This is a genomic window from Cyanobium sp. ULC065, assembly GCF_977927515.1.
In genome coordinates this window covers 3,130,061-3,144,887 of record NZ_OZ376393.1, presented here as the reverse complement: position 1 = coordinate 3,144,887, position 14,827 = coordinate 3,130,061, and the positions used below count along the sequence as shown (strand labels likewise).

The following is a 14,827-nucleotide window of genomic DNA, read 5'->3' as shown; positions in this document are numbered from 1 at the left end:
CTCAGCCCTCGGCGCGGGCAGCCGCGGGGGGCACGCCGTCGTCGTCGTGGTTGGGCACCAGGAAGCCCCAGCTGGCCGTATAGCCGTGCAGGTGGGTGGTGCCCGCCACCGGGCCGATCTCGCCGTTGCAGAAGGCCCCGGCGATGGGCACCTGCGGGAACTGCTCGCGGCACACGCTCACATCGCCATCGGGCTGGCCGTAGAGGCCTGCGCCGCGGCCCAGGCAGGCGAACAGCAGCGCCGCCAGGGGCGCGTCGTCGGTGCGGGCCTGGCGGCGCAGCAACTGCCGCAGTTCCTGGCGTGAGGCGGCCGCATCGCGCAGCTGGAACTGCACCTGCTGGCCCACCCGCAGTTTTTCCGCCACGGCCACGGCGCCGTTGCGCGGGTCGACGCCCAGCAGATTGCGCACCAGGAAGGCGGTGGGCTCCGCCTGGCTGCTGTCACCGGGAAGGCTGAAGTTGCTCCGCGCCACGCCCAGAAACAGCGAATGGCGCACCTGCTCCCGTTCCGCCGGCGTGAGCGACTGCAGGATCCCCTGCAGGCAGTTGACCGGGCTGTTGGTCTGCGCGCCGGAGCTGAGCTGCAGCACCACGTTGCGTTCCGCCTGCTCGATCTCGAACACCGGCCCGATCGGCCGGCAGCCCTGGGCCACCACCGGATCCAGCCGCCAGGCGCCGCCGATCAGGCAGCCCACCGCGCCGGTGAGCACGCGGCCGTCAAACAGCAGCGAGCCGTGTTCGGCGCTGTGGTGGCCGGCGATGCCGCCCACCTTGGCAGCTGACGGGTAGGCGTAATCCAGGCCGCTGATCAGATCGTTGATCTTCTGGCAGGTGGGATCCACGAACAGGAGCATGGAGCGGGCCCGCTCCGGGTCGGCGCCCACCCAGTTGATCCAGTCGAGGTTGTCGCCATCGAGATCGGGCAGGGAGGCCGGATCCAGCTCGAACAGCTGCAGATCGGCCCCCGGCAGCCGCAGCAGGGTGACGCTCAACGCCGGCTGCTGCTCCAGTTCCCGCGCCTGCCCGCTGGCATCGGTGCCGACCACTCCACCGCCGGCGCAACCGATCCAGTGGCGTGCATTCAGGCGGCTGCGCAGCAGCGGCAGCAGGCGTGGCAGGTCACTGGCGTAGCTGGTGGAGCAGAACACCAGCGCCAGATCGTTGGTGCCACGGTTGCCGAGGGCCTTCGCCACATCCTCGACAGCGGCTTCCAGGGACGGCTGACGGGACAGGGCCGTCTGGCACGAGGCCGGCGCTTCACCGCGTTTGAGCCAGGAGGGCAGGGAAAGCGCAGCCATGGACTGGACCCTACTGCCGGAGCACGACTACGGATAATGGCGCTTCCCGTACCGCCCCTGTGCCAGATCTGCTTTATCGGACCCTGGTCTGGCTGGATTACCGCCTCGCGGTGGTGTTCGCCGTCGGGCTGCCGCTCGTTCTGCTGGTGTGGGCTGTCGCGCGGCGGGAAGGTGCTCTGGTGCGTCTGCTCTCCATTTATTGGAAGGTGGCCAGCCTGCTGGGCATCTCCGTGCTGCTGCTGATCGATGCCCGCCCGCTGGGTTATGTGGTGGCGTTGGTGGCCGAGCTGCTGGTGGTGGTGGCCGTGTGGTTCTGGGTGGATCTCAACGAGGAACTCGACGACCTGCCCCCCTGGCGCCCCCTGCCGCTCACCGTGCGGGCCTGGCGCTGGGCGCTCACCGTCTACGGCGTCACGGCGGCGGTGTTGAGCGTCACGGCACTCACCTGCCTGGTGGGTGGGGTGAACCGGCCGGTGTGCCAGGTGTGGCTGGAGGCGCCCCGGCACCTGCACGCCGTGGCCGTGCGGGTGTTCGGCTTCGTGTTCGGCGGGCAGCTCACCCCAGGGCTGACGGCCTTCTTCGGCTACCTGGCGCTGGCCTTTTATGCGGTGGGGATGCTGCAGTGGCTGCTGGTGCGGCTGCCCCGCTTCGGCCGGGTGGCGGGCGGTTTCTGATGGGGCCGGGCCCTTCGTCACTGCTGCAGCGCCTTGAGCAGATCAGCCGCGAGCACCCCGACCGCGTCCTGCGCCTGCGCGGGCAGTTGCCCCTGGCGCTGGAGGCTGCTGAGGTGGAGGCTGCTGCTGCGCAAACCTCTGCCTGGGAGCCCTTTGAACTGCTGATTTTTCGCGGTTTCTCGAGCAGCGTCACCCACCCCACCGCCTACGACCCCGACCAGAGCGCCCTACCGCCCGGTGCCGTGCTCGGCAGCGCCGAACTGCTGGCCGGCCCGCTCGATCCCAGCAACGAACAGGTGCTGGTGGAGGCCTGTGGGTTGGACGGTTTCCTCGACCCGGCGGCCTGGGGGTGAGCCGAGCAGGCAGCCCGCCGCCGCACGGCGCTGCCGCAGGGCATCTGCCTCACGGGCCAGGGCCGCCCCGGCGGGGGTGAAGTAGCGGAAACGGGCCTGATCGGTATACAGCAGGGGCCAGCGGCTCTGCACCTGCCGCTCGGCCTCCTGCCGGCAGGCCCGCAGGGCACCGAAATCGATCGCCGGGGCCTCGGCTGTGCCAGCCCCGGCGGCCTTAAACGTCCCGGCTGGTGCTGTTGCCGCTGTCGCTTCCGGGCCAGGGGCCTGGGTGGCCGCGGCCACTGGCGGCACCACTGCCGGCGCCTCAGCGGGCCCCTCCAGGTCGGGGCAGATCGCGCGGCGGGTGCGCGACAGCAAGGCCGTTTCCGCTGCCAGTGCCTGGCGCAGGTCCTGCTCCAACGCGGCCCGGAGCGCCTCGCAGTGGGCAGTGGGCCCAGCCCCACCCGCGCCTGCTGCGCTGACGGGGCCGCTGGCGGTCACCACGCCCAGGCCAAGTCCTAAGCCCAGCGCCAGGCCCAGCAGCAGCCAGTGCGCCTTGCCCAGGCCCCGCCCGCTCAAGGCAGGCGCACCGCGCCGCCGCTCACCACGATCCCGCCGGTGGGCGGAATCGTGACCCGCAGCTGGCTGGGCCGGCCCATGGCCTCGCCCTGGCGGATCTGCAGCGTGGTGGGCACGGCGACAAGGCCGGCGGCGCGCAGGTACCCGCCCAGCGCGGCAGCGGCCGAGCCGGTGGCCGGATCCTCCACCACCCCGCACACCGGAGCGGGGTTGCGGCTGTGGAACAGCTGGCGGTCCTGGCGCCACACCAGCTGCAGGGTGAGCAGGTCTTCGCGCAGCATCAGCGCCTTGAGGGGGTCGAAGGCGTAGTGGAGCTGGGCCAGGCGTTCGGCCGTGGCGGCGGCCAGCACCAGGTGCCATGCGCCTGCGTAGGCCTTCACCGCTGGCAGGGCCGGGTCGAGCTCCGCCGCCTGCCAGCCCAGGGCCTCGAGTGCCCCGGCCACCAGGGCCTCAGAGGCCGGCGCCTGGCGGGGTTCCACTGAGGTGAGCGACGCCTGCAGCACGCCCTCCCGCTCCTCCACCTGCACCGGCACCGCCCCCACCGGGGTCTGAAACACGAAGCTCCGGCCGGCTCCGGTGTCCGCCAGCAGCACGGCGGCCGCGATCGTGGCGTGGCCGCAGAAGGGCACCTCCCCCACCGGGCTGAAGTAGCGCACCTGCCACTGGTCGCCGTGGTCCGGTGTGAGGAACGCGGTTTCCGAATACCCCACCGCCGTGGCGAGGCGTTGCATCGCCTCCACCTGCGGCAACGTCTCGCCCATCCAGACCCCGGCCGGATTGCCACCATCGGCGCGGTCGGTGAAGGCGGCCAGGCGGTGCAGTTGGGAGGGCAGGGTGGAGGAAAGGCTCAACGGATCGCGGCCCCCTCGCCAAGCGAAGCGCCGCTACCAGGGAAGGCATCGGCTGGCGGCAGGTTCAGCTCCGCGGCGGTTGCCGCCGCCCGCAGCCGCACGGTGTAACCCATGTTGGAACCGATGCCGGTGCCGCGGTAGGTGCCCGACACCGGTGCGGCCAGCTGGTGGTCGGGGGCGGCGGCGATCGCCACATGGCCGTCGGCTACGGCCAGACCGAGGCTCGGGTCGTAGGCACGCCAGCCTCCGCCGGGCAAGTACACCTCCGCCCAGGCATGCAGCTCCTGCTCGCTCACCTCCGGGGGGTGGTGCATCGAGTAGCCGCTCACGAAGCGCGCTGCCAGCCCCTGGCTGCGGCAGGCCTCCACGAACAGCATCGCCGTGTCACGACAGGCTCCGCAGCGGCTGGTGAGGCAGTCGCTGGCGGGCAGCGGTTCACCGTCAGGCCGGCCCACGTGATGGAAGGTGAGGTGGATGGTGTCGGTGAGCTGGGTGAGGAAATCGAGCGTGTGGTGCTGGGCACCGGCGGCCAGCTCGGCCGCCCAGCTGCGCACCGGCTCCGCCACGGCTCCGCCGCAGCTGGGGGCCAGCGAGGCGGCTTCCCCCGGTTGGTAGTGCGCCGGCAGATGCTGAGCGCCGGCATCGGTGACGATCCAGGCGAACGGGTTGTCGCGCAGGGTCTCCACCACCGACTCCACCTCGATCACCAGCGACTGCCGCTTCTCCCCGAACCACAGCACCACGGCATCACTGCCGTCGGGCTCCACGATGCTCGCCTGGCCCAGGGGGGGCTCCACGATGCGCAGGCTGTGACGCAGCAGACGTTGGCTCGCGTCCTGCCGCGGTGTCAGCCGCAGCGTCATCGGCTCAAGGAAGACCGGATGGTCGTAGCTGTAATCGAGGCGATGGCGGATGTGAAACAGCATCAGTCGGGGGAGTTCGGCCTCAGCGCCGGCTGGTGCAAGGGGTTTCACCATCGTGCCTCCCGTAGGTTGAGCCGCCGGATCGCTTGGCATTCGCTGACACATGCGTTTGGCTGTGCCGCGCACCAACGGCCTGCCAGCCGCCTCCTTAATGTGTCGTCATGAACAAGTCGCTTCCCCGATCCCTGGCCGGGCCTGAGCCGGCCGGTCCTGAAGCCGACCCCGACGGCGCCCTGTCCACGCGCATCGACGAGCCCTGGGCTTCAGGGCAGCGCAAGCGCTATCTGCGCAGCCTGGCGCCGATCGAACGAGCCGACAACAGCTGAGCAGCCAGGCCCCTTCCCCGCGCGCTGCCGGTGACCGGCACCACGGAACTGGGCACCACACACGCCAACACAACAACTGGCGAGCCGCACACCGGACCACCCGGTTCAGTCCATCGCCGTGACGGTCGACACAACCGCCTGTGGTGCCACAAACCCTGACGGGTGCTCCGGCTTGGTGGCCTTAACGGAACCTCAACCCTGGGCCTCTACAACAGTTCTGCGTCTTCAAGAGCCCCCTGGCGATGGGACTGACGGAAGAAGAACAGGCGATCGTGATGGCCGCCCGGCGGTACGGAATGATCAACGAGCACCAGCGGGTGCACTATCTCTGCGGTAACCGATGCATCCTGTGGGCGCTGGGACTGGTCCCGCTCACCCTGGGCTTCTCGTTGATCCTGTGCCCGCTCGTTTGGGTGGCGCAGCACGATAGGACCGGTCGGTCAATTGATCGGCTGCGCCAGCAACTGGCTGCAACACCCTTTGCCCAGGGTTGATCGCTCAGGGCCGACGATCAGTCTTCGTCGGTGTCGTCGCCGCCGACCGGCACGAGGCGGATCTGCTTGCGGCCCAGCTTCAGTTCGAACTCATCGCCGGGTTTGAGATCGAGCAGACCGGTGTAGGCCTTGCCCACCAGCAGGTTTCCATTGCCTTGCACGGTGGCCACGAAGCTGAGTTTGCGGCCGCCCTTGCTGACCGGTGAGCCCGCGCCATTGCCGAGGCTCACGCCTTTGGCTTCCAGCAGAGCTTCGTAGAAGGCCGTGAAGTTGAGCCGCTCGGTGCCGTCCTTCTTGGTGCTGAGATAACCGCAGCTGCGGACGAGCTCAGACTTGGAGGCATCGCCAAGCTCCTTGACTTTGGCCAGCAAATCAGATCCAGTGAGCATGTTCGGATGCGCCTGAAGACGTCTTCAACATAGCAATCGAAGGGTATGCCTCTGCAAGTGGGTGGCCAATTCAAGCTGCGATCCAGCGGCAACATCGTATGACCGAGCCCGAAAATGGAGCGTCTTCGCTTAGCTGGTCCCTGGCGACACTGGGCATGATGGCTCTGGACGAGGGCTCAGTTCCCTGCTATAGACAGGATCCTGGGTGCCGCAGAGGATGTCCCAGAACGTGAAATAAAGACCGAAGTGAACGCTGTGCCTGCGGTGGTGGAGCGAATGATGCTGGGGGCCGATCACCCAGCGTCCCAGCCAGTGGTGCGGAAATGAACCGGGCAGGCGATCGAGGCCGAGGTGGTTCACCACCGCCCACACGCTCATGGTGGTGAGCACCGCCAGCAGGGTCACCACATGGAGGGGCACCACGAACACGATCGCCACGAGGAACACCGCCTGGACCGCCGCTTCGGCCGGATCGAAAGCGAAGGAGGTCCAGGGTGTAGGGCACGGCGATCGGTGATGACCCTGATGCCAGCGCGCGAACAGGGCAGGGTGATGGAACAACCGATGGGTGGCGAAAAAATAACCGTCCTGCAGGATCAGCACGGCGCCATAGCTGAACGCGGCATAGAGCAGGCCACGCATGCTGGTGCCGTCGTATAGCAGGGTGAAGCCATGGTTGTAGGCCGTCATCATCGCGGCGGTGGCCAGTGCGAAGATCGCCGCCGACATCATCGAGAGCCGGATGTCATGGCCGATCCAGCGGCGCGAGGGGCGGCGGCCGATCGCCGGAGGCTGCGGCGAAGCCGCTGCGGCCACGATCGCCGTGGCGCCCGTCGGCTCAGATCGGTACAACAGCAGATGGGAGATTCCGGCCACGAGGAAGTAGCGCAGCACGATCACCGCGAAGAACACCACCACGTAGAAGCCGAACCCGTGGCTCTGCATGCCTGACCGCCATTCCCTTCACCGTATGGGCGCTGGCCGATTCCTCCAGGGTGGGTTTCCCCCTGGCACGCACCCGGCTGTCCCCCCAACCCGCCAAGGTTCTGTTCGCAATGCCACACCGGGGGTGGTCGGCACAGAACGGCTGGCGCTCCTGGCCGTGGCTGGAAGCGCCGTGCTGGTCTTGACCGTCACCACCGCCGCCTTCCGGGTGCGGGCACACGACTCCGCCCTCGCGGACCGCGACCGGCTGCAGAACGCCGTCAAGCCTGGGAATCCCCTGCGCCGGGTTCCGCCAGCTGCTGCGTGATCAGCTCGTTACCGCGCAGATCTGCGACCGGGCGGTGACCCTCTGCTGGAGTGGTTCCGCGGTGGTGATCCGCCCAGCGCCACCGTGATCAGCTACTAGCCCTCAGCCATCAGCCTTTCCAGCCCGCCAGCCGCGAGGCGGCCTGGGAGCGTGCCAGGGCGCGGGCGGCCGGCAGGGCCGGCTCCAGCCGCAGTGAGGTGAACGGTGGCAGGTAACGGCTACGCAGCCAGGCCCCCCAGCGGAACTCATGGAAGGGAATCAGAGGGGCCGCCTCGATCACCCCCTCCCGCTTCAGCTTCCACACCAGGCTGCGGTAGGGGTCGTCGTGCAGGTCCAGCAGGCTGCTGGGCAGCCGCTCCGGCGGCAAGGGGCCCTGGCCGCGGCCGTCGAACAGATACAGCCAGCCCAGCATTTGGAGCTCCCGCAGCACTGAGGGCCGGTCGCTGTGGTCGAGCTGACGCACCACGTAGCCGTAGGCGGTGGCCCCGGGGTCCACATCCAGCAGGCCGCGCAGGCGGTGGTGCCGGTCCACCATCCAGAGGCCGCCAGCGGCGCTGCGCGCCAGCGGCACCGGCTTCTTCCGCAGGTAGTTGCGCCGCTGCTTGTCGGGTTCGCCCCGGAAGTCGGCGCGCCGGTGCAGCACCTCCGCCATGCCGATGCACATCTGGGTGGGCTGCAGCTCCGCCACCGGCACTTCGATCAGTGCCTCGGCCTCGGGCGGCGGCGGCAGGGGCTCGAAGGGTTGCTGCAGCTGAGACATGAACGGGAGGGGTGTGTCCGGAGGAGGGTGCGGTCAGGCGCTGCCGGCGTGGCCGGTGGAGACAGCTTGGCCTGCAGGCGGGAGTTGCTCTCTACACGATTTGATCTGTTGTTTCGTTCATGAACAGCCCGTTCGCGCGGAGAATGTTCCCTTCATCTCTGATCTTGACAGGCTCTTAACCGTTCCATTACACGCCTGGTCATCTGGCGCTGCTAACTATCAGTGGTCTTTCAACTGGGCTGCTCCAATGACCTTCGCGAAGAAGGCCCTGGTTTTTGGTTCTCTTGCTGTTCTCGGCGTTGGTGCGGCGGCTACAGCACAGACCGCACTCAATGGAGCCGGCGCTTCATTCCCAGCCCCATTTTACCAACGCGCCTTTGCTGATCTGGCAGCTGGCGGCGGTCCGAGGATCAATTATCAGTCGGTTGGTTCAGGTGCTGGTGTGCGCCAATTCATCGCTGGCACTGTGGATTTCGGTGCCACCGACGAGCCGATCAGCGCCGCGGATGCTGCCAAGGTCAGCCGTGGTGTGGTGCAGTTCCCCACCGTGGGCGGCACGATTGCGATCGCCTTCAACCAGCCCGGTTGCAACCTCAAGCTCACCCAGAAGCAGGCCGCTGATGTGTTCTTGGGCGTGATCAACGACTGGAAGCAACTCGGTTGCAAGCCCGGCCGGATCTCCGTGGTTCACCGCTCCGACGGCTCCGGCACCACCTTCGCGTTCACCAACTCCCTATCTGCCTTCTCGCCGGCTTGGAAGAGCCGCGTGGGTGAAGGCAAAGCCGTCAAGTGGCCCGTTGGTGTGGGCGGCAAGGGCAACGAAGGTGTGGCTGGCATCATCCAGAACACCCCCGGCTCGATCGGCTACCTCAACCAGGCCTTCGTGAAGGGCAAGATCCGCGCGGCTGCCGTCCAGAACAAGGCGGGCAAGTTCGTGCTCCCCAACCTCAAGAGTGGCGCCGCCGCCCTCAACAACATCCAGCTGAACGCCATGCTGGCGGGTGAAGATCCCAACCCGGCCGGCGCTGACAGCTACCCCATCGCCACCCTCACCTGGGTGCTGGCGTACCGCAAGGGCAACGGCGCCAAAGCCAGCTCCATCCGTGCGGCCATGACCCATCTGCTTAGCCCTGCCGCCCAGGGCAAGGCCGACGACCTCGGTTATGTGCCCCTGCGCGGCTCCATCCTCAGCAGCGCCCGCAAGGCCATCGCCAACATCGGCTCCTGATCCTCAGATTCAGGCGTTCGCAACCGGGAAGGCCCATCTCGGCCTTTCCCAACCGCAAGGGGGGCTTCGGCCCCCTTTCTTTTTGAGGGGCGTTGATCTTGGTCTTGAACTTGTCTTGACCCGCAGCCTCTTTGAAACATTGCACCCGATTGGGGACGGCCCAGCGCTTGTGCCTTGCTCGCCGCCCGGGGCCTTAGCCGCTGCTTAACCGACTGCTTATCCGGCCTTTGCCTTGTTGTCGGTAGTCCTCCATACGCTCAATGGTGTCCCCGGGTGATGGCCATGGTTTCGACACCTTTCCGTGATGCCGGCCGCAGCGGCGCCATTCGAGACATCCTCGAAACCAGCTATCGCAACCGCAACCTGCTGCACGTCACCGCCGGAAGCGGTGTGCCGTTGATCAAGAACAGCATCTGGCTGGTGGTGCGCGGCATGGTGAAACTTGAGGCCGTCACCATGCACGGCGATGCACTGCTGCTCGGCCTGGCTGGCCCCAACGAACCCTTCGGCGAGCCGCTCACCAATGTGCAGGCCTACGGCGCGTACACGATCTGCGATTCCGATCTGCTCTGCCTCTCCTGCGCTGAGATCGAGCAGTCCCCCCATCTCGCCATGGCGATGATGCAGGCCCTGGTGTCGCGCTACCGCCAGGCCGAAACCATGCTGTCGCTGCTGGGGCTGCGGCGCGTTGAAGAACGGGTGCGCGGCTTCCTGGAATTGCTGGCTCAGGATTATGGCCAGGCCTGCGACACCGGCCTGCGGCTGAACCTGCGGCTCACCCATCAGGAACTGGCCAGCGCCCTCTCCACCACCCGCGTCACCGTCACCCGCGTGCTGGGCGTGCTGCGTGAAGAGGGCTGGCTGCAGATCGATGGGCAGCGCCATCTGGTGATCAGCCATCTGCCCAAGCGCCGATGAGCCGGCAGGAGCCTGGCCTAGCTTCAGCCCAGGATGCCCCCTGGGCCGGAACCCCCATGCCACGGCTGCTGATCGTCGATGATGATGAAGGCATCAGAACCACCCTTCAAGAGGCGCTCCGCCATGAAGGTTTCGATGTGGTGTGTGCCTCCAACGGCCGTCAGGCGATCAACCAGATCGATGCCCGCCAGCAGGCGTCGAGCGGGGGCTTTGATCTGGTGGTGCTGGATCTGATGCTGCCTGGTGTGGGCGGCCTGGATGTGTGCCGCCATCTGCGCCGCAGCGATGCCCACACACCGATCCTGATGGTGAGCGCCCGTGACACCGAAACCGATCGGGTGCTTGGCCTTGAGCTCGGCGCCGACGATTACCTGGTCAAGCCGTTCGGGCTGCGTGAACTCGTGGCACGGTGCCGCGCCCTGCTACGCCGCTCCCAGGGCCCGTCCGAGCGCTTTCCGGTGCGCCCGGCCATCAGCCATGCGGGTCTCACCCTCTATCCCGATGAGTTCCGTGTCACCCGCGAGGGGGTGAATGTGAACCTTTCGCCGAAGGAATACCGCCTGCTGGAGTTCTTCATGCAGAACCCCGGCCGGGTCTGGAACCGCAACCAGCTGATTGATGAGGTCTGGGGCACCGACTACGTGGTGGACACCAAGACCGTGGACGTGCACATCCGCTGGTTGCGGGAAAAGCTGGAGGCCAACCCCTCCGCTCCCGAACACATCCTCACAGTGCGAGGCTTCGGCTACCGCTTCGGTTGAGGGCTCTGTTCCCGTGAGGTCTCTGCTCACCCTGGCCTTCGGCGTGCTGATCGGCTGGGGCCTGGCCCGGGCGGCCGCCAGTTGGCGCCGCCGTTCGCTTCAGGCCCGTGCGCTGGCGGCACCCCCGCTCAGCCGCTCCCAGCTGCTCGCCTGGCTGAATGCGGCCCCGCACGGCTGGCTGGCCCTCGATCGGGCCAGCACCATCCAGGCGATCAACACCAAGGCTGATCATCTGCTGCAGTTGCCCGCCGATTCGCTGTTGCGTGGCGAAGAGCTCAGCCAGCTGGTTCATTCGCCCGAGCTGGAGGAGGGCGTCCAGCGCTCCCGCCGGCTGGAGCGGGCCCAGCGGGTGGAGTGGAGCCTCGGGGCCGAGCCGCTGGAAGCCACCCTGCTGCCCGGAGAGGACGGCTGGATGGCGGTGTGGCTCAGCAGCCGCCGCTCGCTCGAATCCCAGCTTGATCAACAGAGCCGCTGGGTGAGTGATGTGGCCCATGAGCTCAAGACGCCCCTCACGGCCCTGCTGCTGGTGGGCGACAGCCTGGCCGCCCAGGCCACCCGTTCCAACGTCGTGCTGATCGAGCGGCTGCAACGTGAGCTGGAGCGGTTGCGGGAGCTGGTGGGGGACCTGCTGGAGTTGTCGCGGCTGGAGAACAGCCTCCCCGGCGATGACGAGCGCTACCGCTGCCTCGACCTGCGCGACCTGCTGGCGGAGGCCTGGAGCAGCCTGCGCCCCCTGGCCGACCAGCGCGCCGTGAGCCTCGATCTGGCGGCCTGCCCAAGCGCGCCGCTGCGGGGGGATGGGAGCCGCCTGCACCGGGCTCTGCTCAACCTGCTCGATAACGCCCTGCGCTACACCCCCGACGGCACCGCGATTGACGTGGGCATCAGCGGCACGGGGCAGTGGTGGGAACTCACGGTGCGCGATCGCGGCTGTGGGTTCAGCGACACTGACCTCAAGCATCTGTTCGAGCGCTTCTACCGCGGTGATCCCTCCAGGGTGCGCAGCCGCCGCTCCGGCAGCGGCCTCGGCCTGGCGATCGTGCAGCAGATTGCCCTCACCCACGGCGGTCGGGTGGAGGCTCGCAACCATCCTGCCGGTGGTGCCCTGGTGGAGCTGGTGCTGCCGCGGGGCGAGTCGCCCCTTCCTTCGGTTTCCCCGTAAGGTGAGGGCTCACCATTGCCAGTAGGGCGTCGGATCAGGGGATGACACAAGCTCTGGCCCTCCCGCCTGAACAGCATGCCGCCTCCGCCAGCACGGCTCCTGTGCGGCAGTCGGTGCCGAAGATGTATCTCGACCCGCCGGAGCCGTGGAATCCCACCGTGGGTCTGTTTCTGGCGGGCTACGCCCTGGCCGGGCTCTGCATCTGGGGCTGGTTCGTGGGCAACTGGTCGTTGCCGGTGCTGCTGCTGCTCGGTTTCCTTGCGCTCCACCTGGAGGGCACGGTGATCCACGATGCCTGCCACAACGCCGCCCATCCCAACCGCTTCTGGAATGCGGTGATGGGTCACGGCGCGGCGCTGCTGCTGGGCTTCAGCTTTCCGGTGTTCACGCGGGTGCACCTTCAGCACCACGCCCATGTGAACGATCCCAAGCGCGACCCCGACCACATCGTGTCCACGTTCGGTCCGCTGTGGTTGATTGCTCCCCGCTTCTTCTATCACGAAGTGTTCTTCTTCCGCCATCGCCTCTGGCGGCGCTGGGAGTTGCTCGAGTGGGGTCTGGCCCGGGCCCTGTTCTTCACGATCGTGGCTGCTTCAATCCGCTTCAACTTCCTGCCGTTCGTGCTCAACGTCTGGTTCGCTTCGGCGCTGATGGTGGGTGTCACACTGGGCCTCTTCTTCGACTATCTGCCTCACCGCCCCTTCCTTTCGCGCAACCGCTGGCAGAACGCCCGGGTGTATCCCAGTCGCGTGATGAACTGGCTGATCATGGGCCAGAACTATCACCTGGTTCACCATCTCTGGCCCTCGATTCCCTGGTTCGAGTATCAGGACGCCTACCGCGCCACCCAGGATCTGCTCGAATCCAAAGGCTCACCTCAGCGGCTGGGGTTGTTTGAAACTCGCCACGACGGCATCAATTTCCTCTACGACATCTTCTGCGGCATCCGCAGCCACAAGCGCCGCCGCAGTCGCCTGCGCCCGATCGCCGCGCTCTTCCCCAGCCCCCGCGCCCGCCGTCATGTGCTGGCGCTGCTGCACCGCACCGCCGTTTCCCCTGTGCCCCGCTCCACGGTGAGCTGAGCGAAAGAAGCTAGTCGGCCAGGATTTTCGGCACCCGGAAGAAATCGCCCTGGCGCTGCGGCGCCAACCCCAGCAGTTCCTCGCGCACGGGAGTGGGATCCACCCGGTCGTCGCGGGTCACGTTCACCACTTCCACCGCGCGGGTGGTGGCTGGCACGCCCTCGGTGTCCACCTGCTCAAGATGGGCGACGTAATCGAGGATGCGCTCCAGCTGGCTGGTGTAAGTGGCGATCTTCTCTTCAGGCAGCTCCAGGCGGGCCAGTTTGGCCACCTTGCGCACGTCGTCGCTGTCGATCCTGCTCATCGCACCGGAGCTCACATCTGAGGCCGAACCTAGCCTGCGCCCACCCGTTCAGTCGGCTGGTTCCCCGTCGCTGAGGAAGGCTTCGAGATCGGCGGTGAGCGCGCTGGCGGCCTGATCGAGGATGGCCGCGCCATGGGCGGCGGTGGCCAGGAAGGGATCGGAGCCCATGCGCCCATCGGGGTGGCGGCGGCGGAAATCCTCCGGCCCGTGGATCGGGCCCGCCGGCGCCGCTTCCGGCAAGGGGCGCTGCAGGGCGATCAGGCTGGGCTCCAGGTGCAGGGTGAGGGCGATTTCGCTGGGGGTGGCGTGGTGCCCTTCACGATCGCCATAGAGCTCCCGGGCCTGCCGCATCACCGGCCCCGCCATGAACCAGTTGGCCAGCCGGCAACGCAGCTCGGTGGCATGGGGCAGCCCGCGGGCGGCGGCGGTGCTGTAGGCCTGGGCGAAGGCGGCCCGCGCCGTGGCGATGTTGCCGCCATGCCCATTGATCACGAAGATGCGCTGGAAGCCATGCCGTGCCAGCGACAGCACCACGTCATGCAGCACGGCCAGCAGGGTGGCGGGTTGGAGGCTGATCGTGCCGGGGAAGGCCAGGTGGTGCTCCGCCATGCCGAAGGCCTGCGCGGGCGTCACCAGCACGCCGGTTCGGCGTCCCACCTCGAGCGCCACCGCTTCGGCGGTGAGGGCGTCGGTGCCGATGGCGCCGGTGGGCCCGTGCTGTTCGGTGGAGCCGAGCGGCACGATCACCCCCTTGCAGCGCTCCAGATAGGCCTCCACCTCCGGCCAGCTGCGCAGCTGCAGCCGGATCGCCTCATGACCGGCCACCGGGCCCGGAACGGCGGGGCTGCCCGCCGTGGCCGGTGCGGGGGGGGACGTGGTGCTCACCGGCGAAAGGCGGCGGGGCCGCCGCATGAAACTGACCCGTGCATCATCTCTAGGATCGAAGCCAACCGGGCCTGACCCGGCCTCGTCCGGCGCTGGCCGGGAGGGTGATGTTGCACCGCAAGCTGGACCAGTTCTGCAGCGAGAAACGCCCGGTGTGGGTGTTCCTGCGGGATCAGCAGCGCTGGATCGAGCAGGCCACCGTGGTGGAGATCGTGGGCGATCTGGTCACCCTCCGCTACGACATGGCCGACGACGACGAGCGCCACAGCTGGGAGGAGAGCGTGCGGCTGGAATCGATCGGGGCGGTGAGCACCCGGCTGGCCTCGTTCAGCCGCAGCGGCAGTACGGAGGATCTGGAAACAGCCGACGACTGCCCGGAATCGGAACGGCTGCACAGCCAGGGCTGAACGCGGCTGGGCGGGTTTGCCCAGGCACAACGCCCGCTGGCTCGACGTCAGTGGGCCGTGCCGTTGCCGTCGTAATCGTCGGTGTCGTAGAAGCCGCCGCGGGTGCCGAAGTAGAGGGTGGCCAGGACGAACAGCCCGCTGCCGGCCAGCAGCACGGTGCCGAGGTTGAAACTGGAGAGAGCGCTGGACAAGGGAAGGAGCCG

The 14,827-nt window shown here is 67.8% G+C and carries 20 protein-coding genes; 11 read left to right on the top strand and 9 right to left on the bottom strand.

The window, feature by feature from the left end; translation table 11 throughout:
- Position 1 precedes the first annotated feature (1 nt).
- Positions 2 to 1,297: an FIST signal transduction protein gene (locus ACXMDP_RS15765; protein WP_259730398.1), complete on the bottom strand. Its 1,296-nt coding sequence runs from the start codon at positions 1,295 to 1,297 to the stop codon at positions 2 to 4.
- Between the two features lie 59 nt (positions 1,298 to 1,356).
- Between ACXMDP_RS15765 and ACXMDP_RS15760 the strand changes: the two genes are divergently transcribed.
- A complete protein-coding gene (locus ACXMDP_RS15760) occupies positions 1,357 to 1,971 on the top strand; it encodes a DUF3177 family protein (RefSeq protein ID WP_259730397.1) in 615 nt (204 codons plus the stop codon).
- Complete coding sequence (locus ACXMDP_RS15755) at positions 1,971 to 2,324, top strand: DUF7734 family protein (protein WP_259730396.1); 354 nt, start codon at positions 1,971 to 1,973, stop codon at positions 2,322 to 2,324. Before ACXMDP_RS15760 ends, ACXMDP_RS15755 begins: the two co-directional genes overlap by 1 nt.
- Before the next feature lie 554 nt (positions 2,325 to 2,878).
- On the opposite strand, the gene ACXMDP_RS15750 is transcribed toward ACXMDP_RS15755, so the two are convergent.
- Positions 2,879 to 3,733, bottom strand: coding sequence for a PhzF family phenazine biosynthesis protein (locus tag ACXMDP_RS15750; RefSeq protein ID WP_259730395.1), 855 nt, complete (start codon positions 3,731 to 3,733; stop codon positions 2,879 to 2,881).
- A complete protein-coding gene (locus tag ACXMDP_RS15745) occupies positions 3,730 to 4,710 on the bottom strand; it encodes a transglutaminase family protein (RefSeq protein ID WP_259730394.1) in 981 nt (326 codons plus the stop codon). The genes ACXMDP_RS15750 and ACXMDP_RS15745 overlap by 4 nt, the downstream gene beginning before the upstream one ends.
- 107 nt (positions 4,711 to 4,817) lie before the next feature.
- On the opposite strand from ACXMDP_RS15745, the gene ACXMDP_RS15740 reads away from it, so the two are divergent.
- Together ACXMDP_RS15740 and ACXMDP_RS15735 are read left to right on the top strand one after the other, a co-directional pair.
- On the top strand, positions 4,818 to 4,982 hold the full coding sequence (locus tag ACXMDP_RS15740) for a hypothetical protein (RefSeq protein ID WP_255141600.1): 165 nt from the start codon (positions 4,818 to 4,820) through the stop codon (positions 4,980 to 4,982).
- A gap of 242 nt (positions 4,983 to 5,224) precedes the next feature.
- Positions 5,225 to 5,476, top strand: coding sequence for a hypothetical protein (locus ACXMDP_RS15735; protein WP_094514966.1), 252 nt, complete (start codon positions 5,225 to 5,227; stop codon positions 5,474 to 5,476).
- Between the two features lie 17 nt (positions 5,477 to 5,493).
- On the opposite strand, the gene ACXMDP_RS15730 is transcribed toward ACXMDP_RS15735, so the two are convergent.
- On the bottom strand, positions 5,494 to 5,865 hold the full coding sequence (locus ACXMDP_RS15730; RefSeq protein ID WP_094514962.1) for an AbrB family transcriptional regulator: 372 nt from the start codon (positions 5,863 to 5,865) through the stop codon (positions 5,494 to 5,496).
- A gap of 129 nt (positions 5,866 to 5,994) precedes the next feature.
- Positions 5,995 to 6,810 (bottom strand): sterol desaturase family protein, encoded by an 816-nt coding sequence (locus tag ACXMDP_RS15725; RefSeq protein WP_259730393.1) that lies wholly within the window; start codon positions 6,808 to 6,810, stop codon positions 5,995 to 5,997.
- Positions 6,811 to 6,991: 181 nt separating this feature from the next.
- Here ACXMDP_RS15725 and ACXMDP_RS15720 point away from each other — a divergent pair, with 181 nt between their 5' ends.
- On the top strand, positions 6,992 to 7,117 hold the full coding sequence (locus ACXMDP_RS15720) for a hypothetical protein (protein ID WP_457766982.1): 126 nt from the start codon (positions 6,992 to 6,994) through the stop codon (positions 7,115 to 7,117).
- A gap of 109 nt (positions 7,118 to 7,226) precedes the next feature.
- Here the strand turns inward: ACXMDP_RS15720 and ACXMDP_RS15715 are convergent, their stop codons facing one another.
- On the bottom strand, positions 7,227 to 7,877 hold the full coding sequence (locus tag ACXMDP_RS15715) for a ParB-like protein (RefSeq protein ID WP_259730391.1): 651 nt from the start codon (positions 7,875 to 7,877) through the stop codon (positions 7,227 to 7,229).
- Between the two features lie 247 nt (positions 7,878 to 8,124).
- On the opposite strand from ACXMDP_RS15715, the gene pstS reads away from it, so the two are divergent.
- From pstS to crtR, 5 genes are all read left to right on the top strand, one after another.
- Positions 8,125 to 9,105, top strand: coding sequence for a phosphate ABC transporter substrate-binding protein PstS (gene pstS, locus ACXMDP_RS15710; protein WP_259730390.1), 981 nt, complete (start codon positions 8,125 to 8,127; stop codon positions 9,103 to 9,105).
- A gap of 282 nt (positions 9,106 to 9,387) precedes the next feature.
- Positions 9,388 to 10,023 (top strand): Crp/Fnr family transcriptional regulator, encoded by a 636-nt coding sequence (locus ACXMDP_RS15705; RefSeq protein ID WP_094514993.1) that lies wholly within the window; start codon positions 9,388 to 9,390, stop codon positions 10,021 to 10,023.
- A 56-nt stretch (positions 10,024 to 10,079) separates the two neighbouring features.
- The gene (locus ACXMDP_RS15700; protein WP_255100663.1) at positions 10,080 to 10,784 is read left to right on the top strand and encodes a response regulator transcription factor; all 705 of its coding nucleotides are present in this window, start codon (positions 10,080 to 10,082) and stop codon (positions 10,782 to 10,784) included.
- Between the two features lie 13 nt (positions 10,785 to 10,797).
- Complete coding sequence (locus tag ACXMDP_RS15695) at positions 10,798 to 11,946, top strand: sensor histidine kinase (protein WP_259730389.1); 1,149 nt, start codon at positions 10,798 to 10,800, stop codon at positions 11,944 to 11,946.
- Between the two features lie 41 nt (positions 11,947 to 11,987).
- Positions 11,988 to 13,028 (top strand): beta-carotene hydroxylase, encoded by a 1,041-nt coding sequence (gene crtR, locus ACXMDP_RS15690; RefSeq protein WP_094514934.1) that lies wholly within the window; start codon positions 11,988 to 11,990, stop codon positions 13,026 to 13,028.
- A gap of 10 nt (positions 13,029 to 13,038) precedes the next feature.
- Here the strand turns inward: crtR and gatC are convergent, their stop codons facing one another.
- Complete coding sequence (gene gatC, locus ACXMDP_RS15685; RefSeq protein WP_259730388.1) at positions 13,039 to 13,332, bottom strand: Asp-tRNA(Asn)/Glu-tRNA(Gln) amidotransferase subunit GatC; 294 nt, start codon at positions 13,330 to 13,332, stop codon at positions 13,039 to 13,041.
- Positions 13,333 to 13,380: 48 nt separating this feature from the next.
- A complete protein-coding gene (locus tag ACXMDP_RS15680; protein WP_457766981.1) occupies positions 13,381 to 14,244 on the bottom strand; it encodes a creatininase family protein in 864 nt (287 codons plus the stop codon).
- An 80-nt stretch (positions 14,245 to 14,324) separates the two neighbouring features.
- Between ACXMDP_RS15680 and ACXMDP_RS15675 the strand changes: the two genes are divergently transcribed.
- A complete protein-coding gene (locus tag ACXMDP_RS15675) occupies positions 14,325 to 14,624 on the top strand; it encodes a DUF6679 family protein (protein WP_259730387.1) in 300 nt (99 codons plus the stop codon).
- A gap of 47 nt (positions 14,625 to 14,671) precedes the next feature.
- On the opposite strand, the gene ACXMDP_RS15670 is transcribed toward ACXMDP_RS15675, so the two are convergent.
- Positions 14,672 to 14,815 carry a hypothetical protein gene (locus ACXMDP_RS15670; RefSeq protein ID WP_198948333.1) on the bottom strand — a complete coding sequence of 48 codons (144 nt, stop codon included), beginning with the start codon at positions 14,813 to 14,815 and terminating at the stop codon, positions 14,672 to 14,674.
- Positions 14,816 to 14,827: the final 12 nt, after the last annotated feature.

Bases quoted from the DNA above. Each gene is read 5' to 3' on its own strand.
- crtR (WP_094514934.1), top strand. From the start codon at position 11,988: ATGACACAAGCTCTGGCCCTCCCGCCTGAACAGCATGCCGCCTCCGCC.
- ACXMDP_RS15740 (WP_255141600.1), top strand. From the start codon at position 4,818: ATGAACAAGTCGCTTCCCCGATCCCTGGCCGGGCCTGAGCCGGCCGGT.
- ACXMDP_RS15725 (WP_259730393.1), bottom strand. From the start codon at position 6,810: ATGCAGAGCCACGGGTTCGGCTTCTACGTGGTGGTGTTCTTCGCGGTG.
- ACXMDP_RS15715 (WP_259730391.1), bottom strand. From the start codon at position 7,877: ATGTCTCAGCTGCAGCAACCCTTCGAGCCCCTGCCGCCGCCGCCCGAG.
- ACXMDP_RS15700 (WP_255100663.1), top strand. From the start codon at position 10,080: ATGCCACGGCTGCTGATCGTCGATGATGATGAAGGCATCAGAACCACC.
- ACXMDP_RS15680 (WP_457766981.1), bottom strand. From the start codon at position 14,244: ATGCGGCGGCCCCGCCGCCTTTCGCCGGTGAGCACCACGTCCCCCCCC.
- ACXMDP_RS15675 (WP_259730387.1), top strand. From the start codon at position 14,325: ATGTTGCACCGCAAGCTGGACCAGTTCTGCAGCGAGAAACGCCCGGTG.
- ACXMDP_RS15705 (WP_094514993.1), top strand. From the start codon at position 9,388: ATGGTTTCGACACCTTTCCGTGATGCCGGCCGCAGCGGCGCCATTCGA.
- ACXMDP_RS15730 (WP_094514962.1), bottom strand. From the start codon at position 5,865: ATGCTCACTGGATCTGATTTGCTGGCCAAAGTCAAGGAGCTTGGCGAT.
- ACXMDP_RS15765 (WP_259730398.1), bottom strand. From the start codon at position 1,297: ATGGCTGCGCTTTCCCTGCCCTCCTGGCTCAAACGCGGTGAAGCGCCG.
- pstS (WP_259730390.1), top strand. From the start codon at position 8,125: ATGACCTTCGCGAAGAAGGCCCTGGTTTTTGGTTCTCTTGCTGTTCTC.
- ACXMDP_RS15735 (WP_094514966.1), top strand. From the start codon at position 5,225: ATGGGACTGACGGAAGAAGAACAGGCGATCGTGATGGCCGCCCGGCGG.
- ACXMDP_RS15745 (WP_259730394.1), bottom strand. From the start codon at position 4,710: ATGGTGAAACCCCTTGCACCAGCCGGCGCTGAGGCCGAACTCCCCCGA.
- gatC (WP_259730388.1), bottom strand. From the start codon at position 13,332: ATGAGCAGGATCGACAGCGACGACGTGCGCAAGGTGGCCAAACTGGCC.
- ACXMDP_RS15755 (WP_259730396.1), top strand. From the start codon at position 1,971: ATGGGGCCGGGCCCTTCGTCACTGCTGCAGCGCCTTGAGCAGATCAGC.